General features: G+C 67.3%; 13 protein-coding genes. 9 read left to right on the top strand and 4 right to left on the bottom strand.

Annotated elements, in window-relative coordinates:
- Positions 1–14: 14 nt before the first annotated feature.
- The 4 genes from IB268_RS10915 to IB268_RS10900 all read left to right on the top strand — a co-directional run bounded on the left by IB268_RS10915 (position 15) and on the right by IB268_RS10900 (position 4,400).
- Positions 15–1,703, top strand: coding sequence for an AMP-binding protein (locus tag IB268_RS10915; RefSeq protein ID WP_054456831.1), 1,689 nt, complete (start codon positions 15–17; stop codon positions 1,701–1,703).
- Complete coding sequence (locus IB268_RS10910) at positions 1,690–2,166, top strand: thioesterase family protein (protein WP_054456830.1); 477 nt, start codon at positions 1,690–1,692, stop codon at positions 2,164–2,166. Before IB268_RS10915 ends, IB268_RS10910 begins: the two co-directional genes overlap by 14 nt.
- The gene (locus IB268_RS10905; RefSeq protein WP_192354220.1) at positions 2,163–3,311 is read left to right on the top strand and encodes an FAD-dependent monooxygenase; all 1,149 of its coding nucleotides are present in this window, start codon (positions 2,163–2,165) and stop codon (positions 3,309–3,311) included. The genes IB268_RS10910 and IB268_RS10905 overlap by 4 nt, the downstream gene beginning before the upstream one ends.
- A 114-nt stretch (positions 3,312–3,425) precedes the next feature.
- Positions 3,426–4,400, top strand: a complete 975-nt coding sequence (locus IB268_RS10900; RefSeq protein ID WP_119451131.1) for a tripartite tricarboxylate transporter substrate binding protein — start codon at positions 3,426–3,428, stop codon at positions 4,398–4,400.
- A 32-nt stretch (positions 4,401–4,432) separates the two neighbouring features.
- On the opposite strand, the gene IB268_RS10895 is transcribed toward IB268_RS10900, so the two are convergent.
- Positions 4,433–5,344, bottom strand: coding sequence for a LysR family transcriptional regulator (locus IB268_RS10895; RefSeq protein WP_054456827.1), 912 nt, complete (start codon positions 5,342–5,344; stop codon positions 4,433–4,435).
- 118 nt (positions 5,345–5,462) lie between these two features.
- Between IB268_RS10895 and IB268_RS10890 the strand changes: the two genes are divergently transcribed.
- Both IB268_RS10890 and IB268_RS10885 read left to right on the top strand, forming a co-directional pair.
- The gene (locus IB268_RS10890; RefSeq protein ID WP_192354219.1) at positions 5,463–6,884 is read left to right on the top strand and encodes a M20 family metallopeptidase; all 1,422 of its coding nucleotides are present in this window, start codon (positions 5,463–5,465) and stop codon (positions 6,882–6,884) included.
- Between the two features lie 14 nt (positions 6,885–6,898).
- Complete coding sequence (locus IB268_RS10885; RefSeq protein ID WP_175213273.1) at positions 6,899–7,879, top strand: tripartite tricarboxylate transporter substrate binding protein; 981 nt, start codon at positions 6,899–6,901, stop codon at positions 7,877–7,879.
- 23 nt (positions 7,880–7,902) lie between these two features.
- Here IB268_RS10885 and IB268_RS10880 read toward each other — a convergent pair whose 3' ends face one another.
- From IB268_RS10880 to IB268_RS10870, 3 genes are all read right to left on the bottom strand, one after another.
- Positions 7,903–8,457 (bottom strand): lipid-binding SYLF domain-containing protein, encoded by a 555-nt coding sequence (locus tag IB268_RS10880; protein ID WP_225588717.1) that lies wholly within the window; start codon positions 8,455–8,457, stop codon positions 7,903–7,905.
- 152 nt (positions 8,458–8,609) lie between these two features.
- Entirely contained in the window at positions 8,610–11,003 is a 2,394-nt protein-coding gene (locus IB268_RS10875) for a catalase (RefSeq protein WP_192354218.1), read from the bottom strand.
- Between the two features lie 9 nt (positions 11,004–11,012).
- Positions 11,013–11,627: a hypothetical protein gene (locus IB268_RS10870; protein ID WP_054456822.1), complete on the bottom strand. Its 615-nt coding sequence runs from the start codon at positions 11,625–11,627 to the stop codon at positions 11,013–11,015.
- Positions 11,628–11,915: 288 nt separating this feature from the next.
- Here IB268_RS10870 and IB268_RS10865 point away from each other — a divergent pair, with 288 nt between their 5' ends.
- From IB268_RS10865 to IB268_RS10855, 3 genes are all read left to right on the top strand, one after another.
- A complete protein-coding gene (locus IB268_RS10865) occupies positions 11,916–13,523 on the top strand; it encodes a PepSY domain-containing protein (RefSeq protein ID WP_192354217.1) in 1,608 nt (535 codons plus the stop codon).
- A complete protein-coding gene (locus IB268_RS10860) occupies positions 13,520–13,870 on the top strand; it encodes a DUF3325 domain-containing protein (protein WP_042793406.1) in 351 nt (116 codons plus the stop codon). The genes IB268_RS10865 and IB268_RS10860 overlap by 4 nt, the downstream gene beginning before the upstream one ends.
- 111 nt (positions 13,871–13,981) lie before the next feature.
- Positions 13,982–15,976 carry a ribonucleoside triphosphate reductase gene (locus IB268_RS10855; RefSeq protein WP_054456883.1) on the top strand — a complete coding sequence of 665 codons (1,995 nt, stop codon included), beginning with the start codon at positions 13,982–13,984 and terminating at the stop codon, positions 15,974–15,976.
- The last annotated feature ends 43 nt before the right edge of the window (positions 15,977–16,019 follow it).

Genomic DNA, 16,019 nt, shown 5'->3' with positions numbered 1-16,019 from the left:
TGGAGGAGACCATCATGCGAGATATACGCCACCCCATAGAGGGCGTGATCTACCACCACCCCGAGCGGGCGCGCCAGTACTTCGCCAGCGGCGCCTGGGAACCTTCGACCGTCGGCGCGGCGCTGCACGCCACCGCCCAGCGCTGCCCCGAGCGCACCGCGCTGATCATCGACGAAGGCAGCCTGAGCTTTCGCGAGCTGGACGAACAGACCGACCGGCTGGCCGCCGCGCTGCTGAAGCTGGGCCTCGCGCCCGCGGACCGCGCCATCTTCCAGATGGGCACCACGCTGGAAACGGCGCTGGCCCTGCTTGCCTGCTACAAGGCGGGGATCGTCCCCGTCTGTTCCCTGCCGCAGCACCGCGAACTGGAGATCGGCCAGTTGTCGCGCCAGACCCGCGCCCGCGGCTATTTCGTGCAGGCCGACTTCGGCAAGTTCGATCTGCCCGCCTTCGCCGCCGGCATGCTGGCCGCCAGCGACACGCTGGAGCACCTGGTCGTGGCGCGCGGCGACTCGCCGCATGGCGTGTCCCTGCACGCGCTGCTGGATGCGATGCCGCTGGCCGAGGCCCGCCTCATCCTCGCCGAGCAAGGCCCCGGCTGCGAAGACGTGCTGAGCTTCCAGCTGTCGGGCGGCACGACCGGCATGCCCAAGATCATCCCGCGCTTCCATGCCGAGTACCTGGGCCATTCACTGGCCTGCGCCCGGCGCTACAAGATGCAGGACGACGACCGCATCATCTGGGCCCTGCCCTTGCTGCACAACGCGGCCCAGGTCTATGTGCTGATTCCCGTCATCGCCATGGGCGTTTCCGCGGTGCTGATGCCGCGGGTCGACGTGCCACGCATGCTGGAACTGATCGAGCGCCACCGCGTCACCCGCGCCATGTCCATCGGGCCGATAGCGCCGCAGATCATGGCCTTCGCCGACCTGGCGAACTACGACCTGTCGTCCCTGCGCCTGTTCATCACCATGAGCGCCGCGGACCGGCTTGAAGCGCACCTGAACGTGCCCTGCTCCAACCTGTTCGGCATCACGGAAGGATTGCTGCTGGGCTCGCCCGCCGACGCGTCCGAGTACGAACGGCACCATACGCAAGGCCGCTCGGGCTGTCCCGAGGACGACATCCGCCTGCTCGCGCCCGGCACCGAGGAACCCGTGGCCGAAGGCCAGATGGGCGAACTCTGCTTCCGCGGCCCCGCCACGCTGCCCGGGTTCTTCGACGCTCCCGCGGCCAACGCCTCCGCGTACACCTCGGACGGCTATTACCGTACCGGCGACATGATGACGGCGCGCGTGGTCGATGGCGCAACCTGCTACGCCTTCGAAGGCCGCCTGCGCGACAACATCAACCGCGGCGGCGAGAAGATCGGCTGCGAGGAAGTCGAGGCGCTGGTGGGCGCGCATCCGGCCATTTCCGAAGCGCGCCTGGTGGCCATGCCCGACCCCTTCTATGGCGAAAAAGGCTGCATCTTCATCATCGTCCGGCCCGGCCACACGGCGCCCGGCCTGACGGAGCTGGCGGACTTCCTCACCGGCCAGGGGCTCGCCAAATACAAGTGTCCGGAACGCATCGAGCAGATCGAAGCCTTCCCCGTCACCAAGGTCGGCAAGCTCGACAAGGCGGCCCTGCGCCATAGCGTCGCGGAAATGCTCAACCAGGAAGCCGCCAAGGCCCGGGAGAACGGCAATGACCAGCACTGAATACGTCCTGAGCGAAACGCCTTTCATCGTGCGCCGCCGCGTCAAATGGGGCGACTGCGATCCCGCGGGCGTGGTCTACACCGTCACGTTCGGCGAATACGTGCTATCGGCCGCCGAACTGTTCTACGGCCACCTGTTCAATGGCACGCCGCAGCGCATCAAGGATGAGCACGGCTTCGGCACGCCGACGCGCGCGCTGTCGTTCGACTTCCAGGCCTCGCTGTGGCCGGACGAGGAATTCGACATGTGCGTCAGGGTCGAGGAAATCCGCACCCGCACCTACACCCTGCACGTCGCCGGCAGCGTGCGGGGCCAGCCCGCGTTCGACGCCAGGCTGACCCCGATCTGCGTGGCGCGCGGCGAACGGCGCGCCATCGAAGTACCCGCCGCGCTGCGCGGCGCGCTGCAGTCATATCGGCAAGCCTGCGCGCAGGCCGAAGCAAACAGGAGTGAAGCCAAATGAAGATCGCTGTCATCGGAGCGGGCCCCGCCGGCCTGTACTTTTCGCTGCTTGCCAAGAAGCATGCGCCGCAACATGAAATCACCGTTTACGAACGGAACCCGCGCGGCGCCACCTACGGCTGGGGCGTGGTGTTCTCGGACATCGGCCTGGCCTTCCTGCGCGAAGCGGACCCCGAATTCTTCAAGGCCTTCGTCGCGCACCACGAACGCTGCGACTACATGGAGATCATCCACCAAGGCGCCCGCGTCCAGGTCCAGGGCAACCATTTCTCGCGCACGGCCCGCATCGACATGCTGGAAGTCCTGGAAAAAGCCTGCCTGGAGGCCGGCGTCCAGATCCTGCACGAACAGCAGATCGACGACGTGGAGCGGCTGGCCGCGGAAGTGGACATGGTCGTGGCCGCGGACGGCAGCAACAGCGCCGTGCGCAAGCAGTACGCCGAACACTTCCGGCCCAGCTTCGAACGCCGCCGCAACAAGTTCGCCTGGTACGGCACACGCCAGCGCTTTCATCCGGTATCGCTGATCTTCCGCGAAACGGACCACGGTATCTTCATCGCGCACAGCTACCAGTACAGCAAGGACCTCAGCACCTTCCTGGTGGAAGTGGACCCGGACACCTGGCAGCGCGCCGGCCTGGACACGGCCAGCGAGGACGCAAGCCGCCAATATTGCGCCGAGGTGTTCCGCGCCGACCTGGGCGCCAACGAACTGCTGGGCAACCGTTCCCTCTGGTTCGAGGCCAACATCGTGCGCAACGAACGCTGGTCGCATCGCAACATCGTCCTGCTGGGCGATGCGCTGCGCACCGTGCATTTCTCGCTCGGCTCCGGCACCCGCATGGCGATGCAGGACGCGATCGCGCTGCACCAGGGCCTCACCCAGCATCCGGAAGACACGCAGGCCGCCTTCGCGCACTTCGAGGCGCAGCGCCGTCCGGCATCGGCCAATTTCCAGACTGCCGCCGCGCGCAGCCTGGACTGGTACGAGAACGTGGCCGACAAGATGCACCTGGACCCCGTGTCCTTCGCCTACGACTACATGCGCCGCACGGGCCAGGTCAGCCACGACGACCTGCGCCAGCGCGACCCCGGCTTCGCCGCCGCCTACGAGGCGCTGCACCCGGAGGTGGCAGCGGTGTCCTAAGCCACGCACCCTTTTGCTGTAAGTACCCGGCCACGGCGCATCCGCGCATGCGGCCCCGACGATAAGCGGCGCGGGGAAGCGCCGCAAAAACCATCCATGGAAAGTGGAGGAGACATGAAAAATACTCTCTGGTGCATGGCGCTGACCGGCGCCCTGGCCTGCGCCTCGGCACAGGCCCAATCCGACAAGTACCCCGAACGGCCGGTGCGCATCGTGCTGCCGTATTCGGTGGGCAGCGGCCCCGACGCCGTCGCCCGCATGCTGGGCGAACAGCTCACGGCGGCCTGGAAGCAGCCGCTTATCGTGGAGAACAAGCCCGGCGCCAACGGCTGGCTGGCGATCGGCGAGGTCAAGCGCGCCACGCCCGACGGCTACTCGCTGGCCGTGGTGGACAACACCCACATGACGCTGCAGCCGCAGCTCTACCGCAATCTGCCCTTCGATCCGGTCAAGGATTTCGTCCCTGTGGCGCCGATCTACACCACGCATTTCTTCATGGTGGTGTCGGCCTCGTCCCCCTGGAACAACGTCACCGACCTGATCGCCGCGGCCAAGGCCCAGCCCGGCAAGCTGACCTACGGCACCTGGGGCATGGGCAGCGTGGCGCATGTGGGCACCTCCATGTTCCAGACCGCCACGCAGACCAGCATGACGCACGTGCCTTTCAAGGACCTGGCCCAGCTCTACACGGCGGTGGCCAATGGCGAGGTCGACTGGGCTTTCGGCACGGCCGCCACCGTGCAGAACCTGTACCAGGCCAAGCGGGTCAAGCTGCTGGCGCTGGCGGCGCCGTCCCGCCTCGGTTCCTACGCCGACGTGCCCACGGTCAGCGAGGCCGGCGGCCCCAAGGACTTCGAGTTGAAGACCTGGGTCGCGGCCTTCGCGCCCAAAGGCACGCCGGATGCCGTGGTCAAGCGCATCAACGCCGCCATTGCCCAGGCCGTGGTCACGCCCGCGGTGCGCAAGCGCTTCGAGACCTATGGCTTCGACGCCTGGCCGCAGGATGCCGCCGCGCTGGCCCAGGCCCGCGACGCGGATTCGGCGCGCTTCGCGGCCGTGGTCAAAGAGGCCAATATCTCGCTGGACTGAAGCGCAGTCCCGGGGCCGCCCGCGCGGCCCCGCTACCCTTCCGGCGCCTTGGGCGTGGCCGTCAGCCGCTGCGCCATGAACTCCAGGAACTCGCGCGCCAGCGCCGGCAAGGTCCGCCCCTGCAAGGTCAGGACCTGGATGCTCCGCTGCCGCATTTCGGGATTGCTGAACGGCACCGCGACCAGGCCTTCGCCGTCGCGTTGTCCCAGCACCGTCAGGTAGCCCGACAGCGCCACGATGTCGCTGCCCGGCAGCATGGGCAGGAAGGCCGCGGAATGATTGGACACGTAGGCCGGCTCGATGTGCAGCCCGGCGTTGGCGCAGGCCGCGTCAAACAGCTGCCGCACCGTAGTGCCATGGTCGCCCAGCGACAGCGGCACCTTGGTCAGGTCGCGCACGCCAAGGCTGCGGCGGCTGGCCAGCGGATGGTTGCGGCACATGACCGCATAGACCGGCGCGCGCACCAGCAGTTCGGTCTTGAGCCGGTCGTCCTGCGCGGTGGTGTAGCGCAGCGCCAGCTGCGACAGGCCCTCCAGGATCTGGCGGCTGACCTCCTCGGGGCGCTCCACGTGCAAATGGAAACGGGCCTCGGGCCTGACCCGCTTGAACTCGGCCATGCACATGGGCAGGAAGCGGTGGGCGAAACCCTCGGTGCAGGCCAGGCGTATGGTCACGTCGCCCAGGTGGCCGCGCTGGCGGATCTCGGTGGTGACGCGCTCGGCTTCCAGGGCGGCGGCATTGGCGTAGGCCGCCAATTGGCGGCCGGCTTCGCTCAGTTCCATGCCGCGCGCCTGCCGCTCGAACAGCGCGATGCCCAGCCCGTCCTCCAGCTTGGCGATCTGCCGGCTTACGGCAGAAGCCGCCACGTGCTGTGCCGCCGCGGCGCCCGCGATGGAACCGCAGCGCGCGACCTCCAGAAAATACCTCAAGCCCAGCGAAATCATGGCGGTCCCTCTTATCCATGCCTTTATGGCAATGAAAGAATGCTAATTATCTAATTGTGGCATGTAGTGAAGCGTAATAACTTTGTGCCTCCCTCTGCATCCCATCCCAGGCACCGAAGTGACACGCGAACAAGCCCTGCTCCAAGCCGTTCAAGCCTACGACAACGGCGACCTGCATGCCGCGCTGACCCGCCGCGTCGCCTACGCGACGGAAAGCGAAGTGCCCGACCAGGCGCCGGCCCAGCATGCCTACCTGAACGAAGAACTGGTTCCGCTGCTCCAGCAACTGGGTTTCGCCTGTGAGGTGCACCCCAACCCCTCGGGCGCCGACCTGCCCATCCTGGTGGCGCGCCGCATCGAGCAGGCCGGTCTGCCCACGGTGCTGATGTACGGCCACGGCGACGTGGTGCGCGGCAACGCCGCCAAGTGGGAAGCCGGCCGCGATCCCTGGCGCCTGCAGGTCGAAGGCGACCGCTGGTACGGACGCGGCACCGCCGACAACAAGGGCCAGCACAGCATCAATCTGGAAGCCTTGCGCCAGGTCATCGCCGCGCGCGGCGGCAGGCTCGGTTTCAACACGACCTGGCTGATCGAGACCGGCGAGGAAGCGGGCTCCCCCGGACTGGCCGCCTTCTGCGAGGCACAGCGCGAGGCGCTGGCGGCGGATGTCTTCATTGCCAGCGACGGCCCGCGGCTGAGCGCGCAGCGTCCCACCCTGTTCATGGGCTCGCGCGGCGCGGTGAACTTCGAACTGAAACTGCGCGCGCGCGAACGCGGCTACCACTCGGGCAACTGGGGCGGCCTGCTGGCCAACCCCGCCATCGTGCTGGCGCACGCCATCGCCACGCTGGTCGATGCGCGCGGCCGAATCACGGTGCCCGGCCTGCGCCCGCCCCCCATCCCGGAGGCGGTGGCCGGGGCGCTGGCCGACCTGGAAGTCGGCGGCGGCGAGGACGACCCCGACATCAACGCGTGGTGGGGTGAACCCGGGCTGAGCGCGCCCGAAAAAGTGTTCGGCTGGAACAGCCTGGACGTCCTGACCTTTGGCGCCGGCGATCCGGCCAAGCCGGTCAACGCCATACCGCCCGAGGCCGTGGCCTGGTGCCAGCTGCGTTTCGTGGTCGGCACGGACTGGCGCGCGCTGGAAACGCACGTGCGGGAACACCTGAGCGCGGCGGGCTTCGAGGACGTGCAGGTGCGCATCGGCATGCAGGCCGGCGCCACCCGCCTGTCGCCCGACAATCCCTGGGTGCGCTGGGCCGCGGCCTCGCTGGAACGCAGCACCGGCAAGCGGCCGGCGCTGCTGCCCAACCTGGGCGGCTCGCTGCCCAACGACATCTTCGCCGACCAATTGGGACTGCCCACATTGTGGGTGCCGCATTCCTATCCCGCTTGCGCCCAGCACGCGCCCAACGAACACCTGCTGGGCAGCGTCGCCCGCGAGGGGCTGGCCATCATGGCTGGCCTGTACTGGGACCTGGGCGATCAGGGCAGCGCCCTGCGCCAGGCGGCTGCGCGCCCGTCTTCCAACGCCAACTGACCGGAATCTCCGACATGAACGTCAAACTCCGCGCCGCCCTGGCCGCCGCAAGCCTTGCCGCCGCCGCGCATGCGGGCGGCGTCCAAGCCGCCTATCCTGAACAGGCAATCAAGATCGTCGTACCCTTCACGCCGGGCGGAGCGACCGACGCCGTGGCGCGTCTGCTGGCCAACAAGCTGTCCGGCAAGTTCGGCCAGCCGGTCATCGTGGAGAACCGCCCCGGCGCATCCACCGTGATCGGCGCGGAAGCGGCGGCGCGCGCGCAGCCTGACGGCTACACCCTGATGCTGTCGGGCAGCACCACCTATACCGTGCTGCCGGCGCTCAAGCCCGGGCTGCCCTACGACCCGCAAAAGAGCTATGAACACATCGCCATCGTCGCCATGGCGCCCGTGGTGCTGCTGGCCAAGAACGGCCTTGCGGCCAGCACTGCGCAGGAAGCGGCGGCGCTGGCCCGGCAGCAAAGCGCCAAGGGCGGCCTGATGTACGGCACCTTCGGTCCCGGATCCGCGCCGCACCTGGCGGGCGAGATGTACGCCGAGGCCGCGGGCGCCAAGATGTTGCCGGTGCCCTACAAGGGCAGCGCGCAGCTGGTCACGGCCATGATAGGCGGCGAGGTCGACCTGGGCGTGGACACCGTGTCTTCCGCCGCGCCGCAGGTCCGCGCCGGCAAGATCCGCGCGCTGGCCGTGACGGGCGAACGCCGCATGCCGCAACTGCCCGACGTGCCGACCTTCGCGGAAGCCGGCATGGCGGACGTTTCTTTCGTGGGCTGGTACGCGCTGGTGGCGCCGGCGCGCACGCCGGCCCCTGTGGTGGATACCCTGAGCCGCGCCGTGGCGGAAATCATGGAGGATCCGCAGGTCCGCAAATCGGTGGCGGACCTGGCGCTGGATCCGGTCTATCTGCCCGGGCCGGCATTCAAGGCGCAGATCACGAAGGAACTGCGCACCTTTTCCGAAGTAGCGGCCCGCGCGGGCATCACGCTGGACTAACCGCGGCAGGTTGACGCCTGGCCTCAGTCCGGTTGGGTGCGGGTGATCTTGGACCCTTCCAGGCCCATGCCCGCCATCAGCCCCTGTCCGCCGAATGGCACGGCATAGACATCCTGGCTCAGGGTGGTGGTGGTAATGCTGGCGGCATAGCTGTCATCCACCACGACCAGGCTGGGGCCGGCGCCAAGCGACCAGCCGTCGCTCTGGTCCAGGTACCGCATCGCCGGCTCGTTCATGAAGAACAGCGCATAGCTGAACTCCTGCGCGCCGGCCTGAAGACCGAACGATACGGCCGATATGTTGTAGTAGGCCTGGACCTTGCCGCGACGGATGAGCGCGCCGTCGCCGGTTTCCGCGCCGACCAGCAGGCCGCCCTTCAGAATGCGGGGAAACACCAGCACGCCCACCGCCTTGTTGCCCAGTACACGCGTCTTGGGTTCCTGCTGGTACAGGCGATCCAGCGCACTCTGCGCTTCACGGCTGAGCTCGGCCGCGGACTCCGCCCTGGCCTGCGGCGCCAGGAAGATACAGGCGACCCACAAAAAAAGGCTGGCCCAAAGCCAGCCGCGGATACTCATAGGCAAAACGGACGCGCGACGCATACAGCCCCCTGATCTCGAAAGGAAAAGGACGGCAAGCGCCCGACGCGCTCGCCCCGACTTGCCGGATCAGTATTGGCAGGCGCCGATGCCTTGTCAAGATACACATGCACCTGGCCGCAGCGGCGACATCAAACCCTGGGCGGCGTGGTCTCCCTTTCCGGATGGCGATGCCGGCCCAGGGCTTCGATGAAGGCGGTCACGCTCTTGGCGGCGGCCGCCGCGTCCATCCTTAGCAGTCCGCCATCCGCCGTATCGGCGGACAGGCCCGCCGCGGCAAGCAGCTGCACGCCCTCGCCCATGCCCATCAAAGTCTTCCCGTGGCGATAGGCGTCGCGCAGGAACTCCAGCGCGCGTCCGTCCGATTCCAGGCGGGCCACCGCAGCCTCGCCGCCCGCCGCAACCACGCCATCGAACAGCGCCGAAGGATGGTTGTCCAGGGAAGCATCGGCATCCAGCGTGCCGCCCCCGGCAGCCGGGACGGGCCCGATGCGCTGCCCGACGAGCCGCACGATGGCGCCCGCCGCGATCAGCCCCTGGGCTACGGCGGACACGCTCTTGCCATCCGCGCCCTCCGCCACCAGGATTGCGACCTTGCGCGTGGCGATGCCGCCATCCCCAGGGCGCGCGGCCAATGACAATGCCGGCGACACCTCGACTTCCGGCTTGGGCGGACGCTCGATCGCCCGCGGCAAGGGCGCGGGCAAGGCCATGCCCAACTGGTCGGCCACGCCCTGCGCCAGTTCTTCGGACACGTTGCGCAGCGACGCGACCATGCGCTGGCGCACCGCCGGCACCGTGACCTTGCTCAATTCAAAGGCATAGGCGTCGGCGATGTGGCGTTTTTCCCAGTCTGCCTGACTGTCGTAGAACAGCGTCGCCTGGTTGTAATGCTCGGCGAATTTTTCAGGATGCCCTCGCAGTTCGTCGCCCGTCTCCGGCTCCGGAAACGACACGAAGCCATCCATGCCGGCCTGGAACGGACAGCCGCCGGCAAGCGAGTTGGGCTCGTAGGCCACGCGGCCGCGATGGATGGCCTGGCGATGCATGCCGTCGCGCTGGTTGTTGTGCACGGGCGCAAGCGGCGCATTGATCGGGATTTCATGGAAGTTGGGGCCGCCCAGCCGCGAAATCTGCGTGTCCACGTAGGAATGGATGCGCCCGGCCAATAGCGGGTCATTGGTGAAGTCCAGGCCCGGCACGATGTGGGCAGCGCAAAAAGCGACCTGCTCGGTCTCGGCGAAGAAGTTGTCGGGATTGCGGTCCAGCACCATCCGCCCCACCGGCACCACGGGCACCAGTTCCTCCGGCACGATCTTGGTGGCGTCCAGCACGTCGAAGCTGAAGCCTTCGGCCTGCTCCTCGGTGAATACCTGCACGCCCAGCTCCCACTGCGGGCCATTGCCGGCGTCGATCGCCTCCCAAAGATCGCGGCGGTGGAAGTCAGGATCCGCGCCGGATACCTTCACGGCTTCATTCCAGACCTGCGAATGCGTGCCAAGTAGCGGATTCCAATGGAATTTCACCAACCGCGACTCGCCCGCGGCGTTGACGAAGCGGAAGGTGTGCACGCCAAAGCCCTGCATCATCCGGTAGCTGCGCGGGATGGCACGGTCCGACATCAGCCACATCAGCATGTGGGTGGATTCCGGCATCAGCGACACGAAGTCCCAGAAGGTGTCGTGCGCGGACGCGGCCTGGGGCATGCCATGATGCGGCTCGGGCTTGACGGCGTGCACCAGGTCCGGGAACTTCATCGCGTCCTGGATGAAGAAGACCGGCATGTTGTTGCCGACCAGATCCCAGTTGCCCTCGTCGGTATAGAACTTCACGGCGAAACCGCGCACGTCCCGCGCCGTGTCCTTGGAGCCGCGCTCGCCTGCCACCGTCGAAAAACGCACGAACACCGGCGTGCGCTTGCCGGCTTCGGCGAACAAAGAGGCCGCGGTCAGGTCGGTCAGCGGCTTGTAGCATTCGAAGTAGCCGTGGGCCGCCGAACCGCGCGCATGCACGATGCGCTCGGGAATCCGCTCGTGGTCGAAATGCGTGATCTTCTCGCGCAGGATGAAGTCCTTGAGCAGCGCCGGCCCGCGCAAACCCGCCTTCAGCGAGTGCTGGTTGTCGCTGACGCGCACGCCCTGGTTGGTGGTCAGCATCTGTCCGCTTGAATCCGCGCGCACGCGTTCCAGCCTGCCGTCGGCCGCGTTGATGCCGGCCGCGGCCGCGCCCCCGGTCTTGGCCGAGGTCTCGGCTTCGGACAGCGAACTGGCCGTCGCGGAAGGATCCGCTGCCGCGACGTGCGCGCCGGCATAGGGGCACCGCGCCCCTGCTTCACCGTACTCCGCCACCTTGCCGGCATTGTGGGGAATCGCGGCGGCCGTATCACCCACGGCCGCGGCGCGCTTGAGCGCCGGATGGCTGGGCTTGCCAGCGGGTCCGGACGCGGGGCCGCTGTCCGTATTCAGGTAGGCCGTGTCCACGGCCGCGCCTGCGCCGCCCTTGCCTGCTGCTTTCTTGGCTGGCATCGCAATCTCCTAGTGGCTCAACATCTTGCCGCGCGCCTGTTCGGCCCGCGATGCGCCGATGGCGGTCTCCACCTGCTTGACCTCTTCGGGCGGCGGCAGCACCGCCGGCAAGCCCAGCGACTGGATCCACAGTTCGCGCGACCAGCCCTGCGTGTGATAAAGGTGGTGGTCCTCGTCGGTGGCCACGGCGTCATACGCCTGCTTCAATACCTTGGCCTCGTCGCCGCTGTGCTGCTCGGCAATCACGCCGATCAGGGACCAGTTCGCGTGGTCCTTGGTCTCGGCCAGCACCACGCATTCGGTGGCGACCAGTTGGGCCGCGTCCGGATCGCCCGCGCTGATCGCCATCTTCATGGCCTTGACCAATGCCTCGCCGATATGGCGCACGACCTGGCGGCCCGGCGGCTGCGCCTGCGGATCCAGCCGCAGTTGCTCGAATACGGTCAATAGCACCCGGCGATGCGTGCGGGTTTCTTCCAGGTAGCCGAGCCATTCCTTTTTCAGGTCCTCGTTCACCGCGCAGGACACGGCGGTTTCATACACGGCCAGGCCGCCTATTTCGGTTTCCAGGGCCTGGTACAGCAATTCCTCGATCTGCGAGGCGTTTGCAGCTTTGCGTTTCATGTGGCGCTCCTCTTTCATGTCTTGCGGGCATCCGCGCATGCCCGCGGCGGATATGCGGATGGAGCGCCTACCCAGCAATCGCCGTGCCCGGCCCGCGCGATGGCAATTGCCTGCGGCAGCTCGGAGCGGATGCCGCTTGCGCGGCAAAAAATACAAGGCCGACGGCAGGGACAACCTCGTCCCCATTTAGACTAGAATTGGAACCATTCTCAATAAAATCAGACCGCCCGGCTCGCGGCGGCGCCAACAAGAAAGAGGCTCGTCCTGAAATCCGGTTTCCGCCTATCCATGGCCTGGCTCCATACCTGGGTCGGCCTGTGGTTTTCCTGGCTGCTGTTCGCCATCTTCCTGACGGGATCGCTGGCCGTCTTCTCCGAACCCATCACGCACTGGATGACGCCCGAGCACCAGGAGGCGGAAGCGCAGGCTGCGCAAAAGGAAAGCGTTCCGGTGGACCGCGCGCGCCGGCTGGAACTGGCGGTGGACTATATGGCGCGCAACCATGCGGGCGCCGGCATGTGGGAAATCTGGCCGGTGGACCGCTTTCACGACAACGGCCTGACGGCCTATTGGTTCGACCAGAACGGCCAGTACGCGGATGCCGAACTCGATCCCGACACGGGCGCCGAACTGGCGGACCACCACGACGCCGAAGGCCGCGCGACGATGGGCGGCACGCATTTCGTGGACTTCCACTACACGCTGCACGACGCCGGCCTGGGGCTGTGGATCGTTGCCTTCGCCAGCATGGCGATGCTGGTCGCGCTGATTTCCGGCGTGGTCACGCACAAGCGCATCTTCAAGGACTTCTTCACCTTCCGCGCCAGGAAGGGCCAACGGTCCTGGCTGGATGCGCACAACGCCGTGGCGGTGCTGACCCTGCCTTTCCAATTCATGATCGCCTACACGGGCATCGTGATTTCGAGCGCGATACTGATGCCCGCCCCCGTCACGGCCACCTACGGCCCGGGTCCCCAGGCCAGCCGCCTTTATCTGGCCGAACTGTCCGGCGAGGAGCGTCCCTCGCGCACGGGTGTGGCGCTGGCCATGCCGGCGCTCGAACCCATCGTGGCCCGCGGCGAACAACTGATCGGGCAGACGGCGCGCGCCATCGTCATCAACAATCCCGAAGATAGCTCCATGCGCATCGGCGTCTACGGCTGGAACGAAGACGCCGACACCTTCCGCAATATCAGCGCCACCACGGGCATGGCGGAGTTCTCCGCCAGCGGCGAACTGCTGCGCCTGCGGCCCGCGGGCGGCGTGCATGGCGGCGCGCCGGCCCTGGCGTTCCAGGTCATGAGCGACCTGCACATGTCCAAGTTCGGCGGACTGGCCGTCAGCTGGCTGTACTTCATCTGCGGCCTGGCGGGCGCGGCCATGATGGGTACGGGCGCGCTGCTGTTCATGGTCAAGCGCCGCGCCAAGCACGGCGACGAATTCGGCAGCGCGACGGCGCGCATGTACCGGCTGATAGAAGGCTTGAACGTGGCCGCGCTGGCCGGGCTGGCGATCGCCTGCATCGGCTACCTCTGGGCCAACCGCCTGCTGCCCGTGGCGCTGGAAAACCGCGCGCTATGGGAGTTGCGCTGCTTCTTCCTGGTGTGGGCGCTGACCCTGGCGCATGCCTGGCTGTGCAGCCCGCGCCGCGCCTGGATCTCGCAACTGGTCCTGCTGTCGGCGCTGTGCCTGCTGCTGCCGGCGCTATCGTTCGTCACATTGGGCGACCATCCGGCAGCGCAGATCGCACGCGGCGATTGGGAGAGCGCGGGCGTCGAACTGACGTCCGCAGCATTCGGCGTACTATCGGGCTGGGCGGCCCTGCTGTTGTGGCGACGGCCCGCATCCGCGCCCGTCCGGCGCAATCCCCGCAGTGACGCAGAGGCGGCCGCATGAACACCAACGACCTGTACGCGATTTCCATGGCGCTGCTGCTGACCTATTCAGGCATGGCCTGCCTGAGCCTGGCCATGCCGCGCCATTACGACCAGGTCTGGGGACGCGATCCCTCCGCCGGCCATACCCGCGTGCTGCGCGGCGCCGGCGTGCTGCTGCTGGCGCTGGCACTACTGCCCTGCGTGGGACTCTGGGGCAACACCGTAGGCGTGGTGGCCTGGCTGGGCTGGCTGTCGGCCGGCGCGCTGCTCTGGGTCGGCATGCTGTCGTGGGCGCCGCGTCCGGCAGCCCGCACCGCGGCGCTGGCCGTGGCGATATCCCTGGCCGGGGTCGGCATCGGCTTCTGAAGCGCAGGTTTGACGCGCATCAAGCAAGCCTGATATCCAGGCGGTGCCGGGCGGCGCCCGCACCATATGTGGTGGTAGAGTTTTCACACCCTACTACATATGGTGTCAGTCATGCATATCCAGCACATCCTCAAGCGCGACGGCCGGGTCGCGGAGTTCGACCGCGACAAGATCGCCCAAGCCATGGCGGCGGCCGGCAACAGCACGGGAGAACTGGACCTGGCGGGCGCACAGGCCTTGACCGACACCGTCATCGCCGCACTGGAAGGCAACCCCTGCCCGGGCGTCGAGACCATCCAGAACCGCGTGGAAGAAGCCCTGGTGCAGGCCGGCCATTGGCGCACTGCGCGCGCCTACATCGTGCACCGCGAACAGCACGCCCGGCTGCGCGCGCTGCGCCACACGCTGGTGGACGTGGAAAGCGCGATGGAGGAATACCTGGACCAGCGCGACTGGCGCGTGAACGCCAACGCCAACCAGGGCTACAGCCTGGGCGGCCTGATCCTGAACGTGGCCGGCAAGGTCACCGCCAACTACTGGCTGTCCAACGTATTCGCGCCCGAGGCCGGCCGCGCCCATCGCGAAGGCGACATCCACATCCATGACCTGGACATGCTGAGCGGCTATTGCGCCGGCTGGTCGCTGCGCCAACTGTTGACCGAAGGCTTCAACGGCATCCCCGGCAAGGTCGAAGCCACGCCGCCACGCCACATGTCCGCGGCCATCGGCCAGATCGTCAACTTCCTGGGTACGTTGCAAAACGAATGGGCCGGCGCGCAGGCCTTCAGCTCCTTCGACACCTACATGGCGCCCTTCATCCGCCGCGACGCCATGACGTACGCGGACGTGAAGCAGTCCATGCAGGAACTCATCTACAACCTGAACGTGCCCAGCCGCTGGGGCACGCAGACGCCCTTCACCAACCTCACGTTCGACTGGACCTGCCCGCCGGACCTGAAGGACCAGATCCCGTATATCGGCGGCGAGGAAATGCCCTTCTCCTACGGCGACCTGCAGACCGAGATGGACATGATCAACCGCGCCTACATCGAAGTCATGATGGCCGGCGACGCCAAGGGCCGCGTGTTCACTTTCCCCATCCCGACCTACAACATCACGCCCGACTTCGACTGGGACCACCCCAACACCGAGCGCCTGTTCGAGATGACAGCGCGCTACGGCCTGCCCTATTTCCAGAACTTCCTGAACTCGGACCTGGAGCCGCACATGGTGCGCTCGATGTGCTGCCGCCTCCAGCTGGACCTGCGCGAACTGCTCAAGCGCGGCAACGGCCTGTTCGGATCGGCCGAGCAGACGGGGTCGGTCGGCGTGGTGACGGTCAATTGCGCGCGCCTGGGCTACACCTGCCGCGGCGACGAAGCACGGCTGATGCAGCGGCTGGACCACCTGCTGGAACTGGGCCGCGACGTGCTGGAAACCAAGCGCAAGGTGGTGCAGCGCTACATCGATCAAGGCCTCTACCCCTATACCCGCCGCTACCTGGGCACCTTGCGCAATCACTTCAGCACGCTGGGCGTGAATGGCATCAACGAGATGGTCCGCAACTTCACGGCCGACGCCGAGGACATCACCACCGCCGCGGGCCATGCCCTGGCCGTGCGCTTGCTGGACCGCGTGCGCGACCGCATGACCGAGTTCCAGGAAGAAACCGGCCACCTGTACAACCTGGAAGCCACGCCCGCCGAAGGCACCACCTACCGCTTCGCCCGCGAAGACAGGAAGCGCTATCCCGCCATCCTGCAGGCGGGCAGCGAGACGCAGCCCTACTACACCAATTCCAGCCAGCTGCCGGTCGGCCACACCGACGATCCTTTCCATGCGCTGGAACTGCAGGAAACGCTGCAGGGCAAGTACACCGGCGGCACCGTGCTGCATCTGTACATGAACGAAGCGGTTTCTTCTTCCGCCGCGTGCAAGCAGCTGGTGCGCCGCGCGCTGTCGAACTTCCGGCTGCCCTACATCACGGTCACGCCGACCTTCTCCATCTGCCCCAACCATGGCTATCTGGCGGGGCACCACGAGTTCTGCCCGAAATGCGATGCCGAACTGCTGGCCAAGCAAGCGGCATGCTGCACCCCGGCCTAGGACCTGTAAACGACAGGCCCCGGACCGGACCGCCGGGCAACCG

The organism is Achromobacter sp. ACM01 (genome assembly GCF_014851745.1).
In the GTDB taxonomy this organism is placed as follows: Bacteria; Pseudomonadota; Gammaproteobacteria; order Burkholderiales; family Burkholderiaceae_B; genus Achromobacter; species Achromobacter aegrifaciens.
This window is presented reverse-complemented; position numbering and strand designations above follow the sequence as displayed.

Coding starts and splice junctions, on each gene's coding strand:
- IB268_RS10885 (WP_175213273.1), top strand. CDS start 6,899: ATGAACGTCAAACTCCGCGCCGCCCTGGCCGCCGCAAGCCTTGCCGCC.
- IB268_RS10910 (WP_054456830.1), top strand. CDS start 1,690: ATGACCAGCACTGAATACGTCCTGAGCGAAACGCCTTTCATCGTGCGC.
- IB268_RS10870 (WP_054456822.1), bottom strand. CDS start 11,627: ATGAAACGCAAAGCTGCAAACGCCTCGCAGATCGAGGAATTGCTGTAC.
- IB268_RS10860 (WP_042793406.1), top strand. CDS start 13,520: ATGAACACCAACGACCTGTACGCGATTTCCATGGCGCTGCTGCTGACC.
- IB268_RS10855 (WP_054456883.1), top strand. CDS start 13,982: ATGCATATCCAGCACATCCTCAAGCGCGACGGCCGGGTCGCGGAGTTC.
- IB268_RS10895 (WP_054456827.1), bottom strand. CDS start 5,344: ATGATTTCGCTGGGCTTGAGGTATTTTCTGGAGGTCGCGCGCTGCGGT.
- IB268_RS10880 (WP_225588717.1), bottom strand. CDS start 8,457: ATGAGTATCCGCGGCTGGCTTTGGGCCAGCCTTTTTTTGTGGGTCGCC.
- IB268_RS10915 (WP_054456831.1), top strand. CDS start 15: ATGCGAGATATACGCCACCCCATAGAGGGCGTGATCTACCACCACCCC.
- IB268_RS10905 (WP_192354220.1), top strand. CDS start 2,163: ATGAAGATCGCTGTCATCGGAGCGGGCCCCGCCGGCCTGTACTTTTCG.
- IB268_RS10865 (WP_192354217.1), top strand. CDS start 11,916: ATGGCCTGGCTCCATACCTGGGTCGGCCTGTGGTTTTCCTGGCTGCTG.
- IB268_RS10900 (WP_119451131.1), top strand. CDS start 3,426: ATGAAAAATACTCTCTGGTGCATGGCGCTGACCGGCGCCCTGGCCTGC.
- IB268_RS10875 (WP_192354218.1), bottom strand. CDS start 11,003: ATGCCAGCCAAGAAAGCAGCAGGCAAGGGCGGCGCAGGCGCGGCCGTG.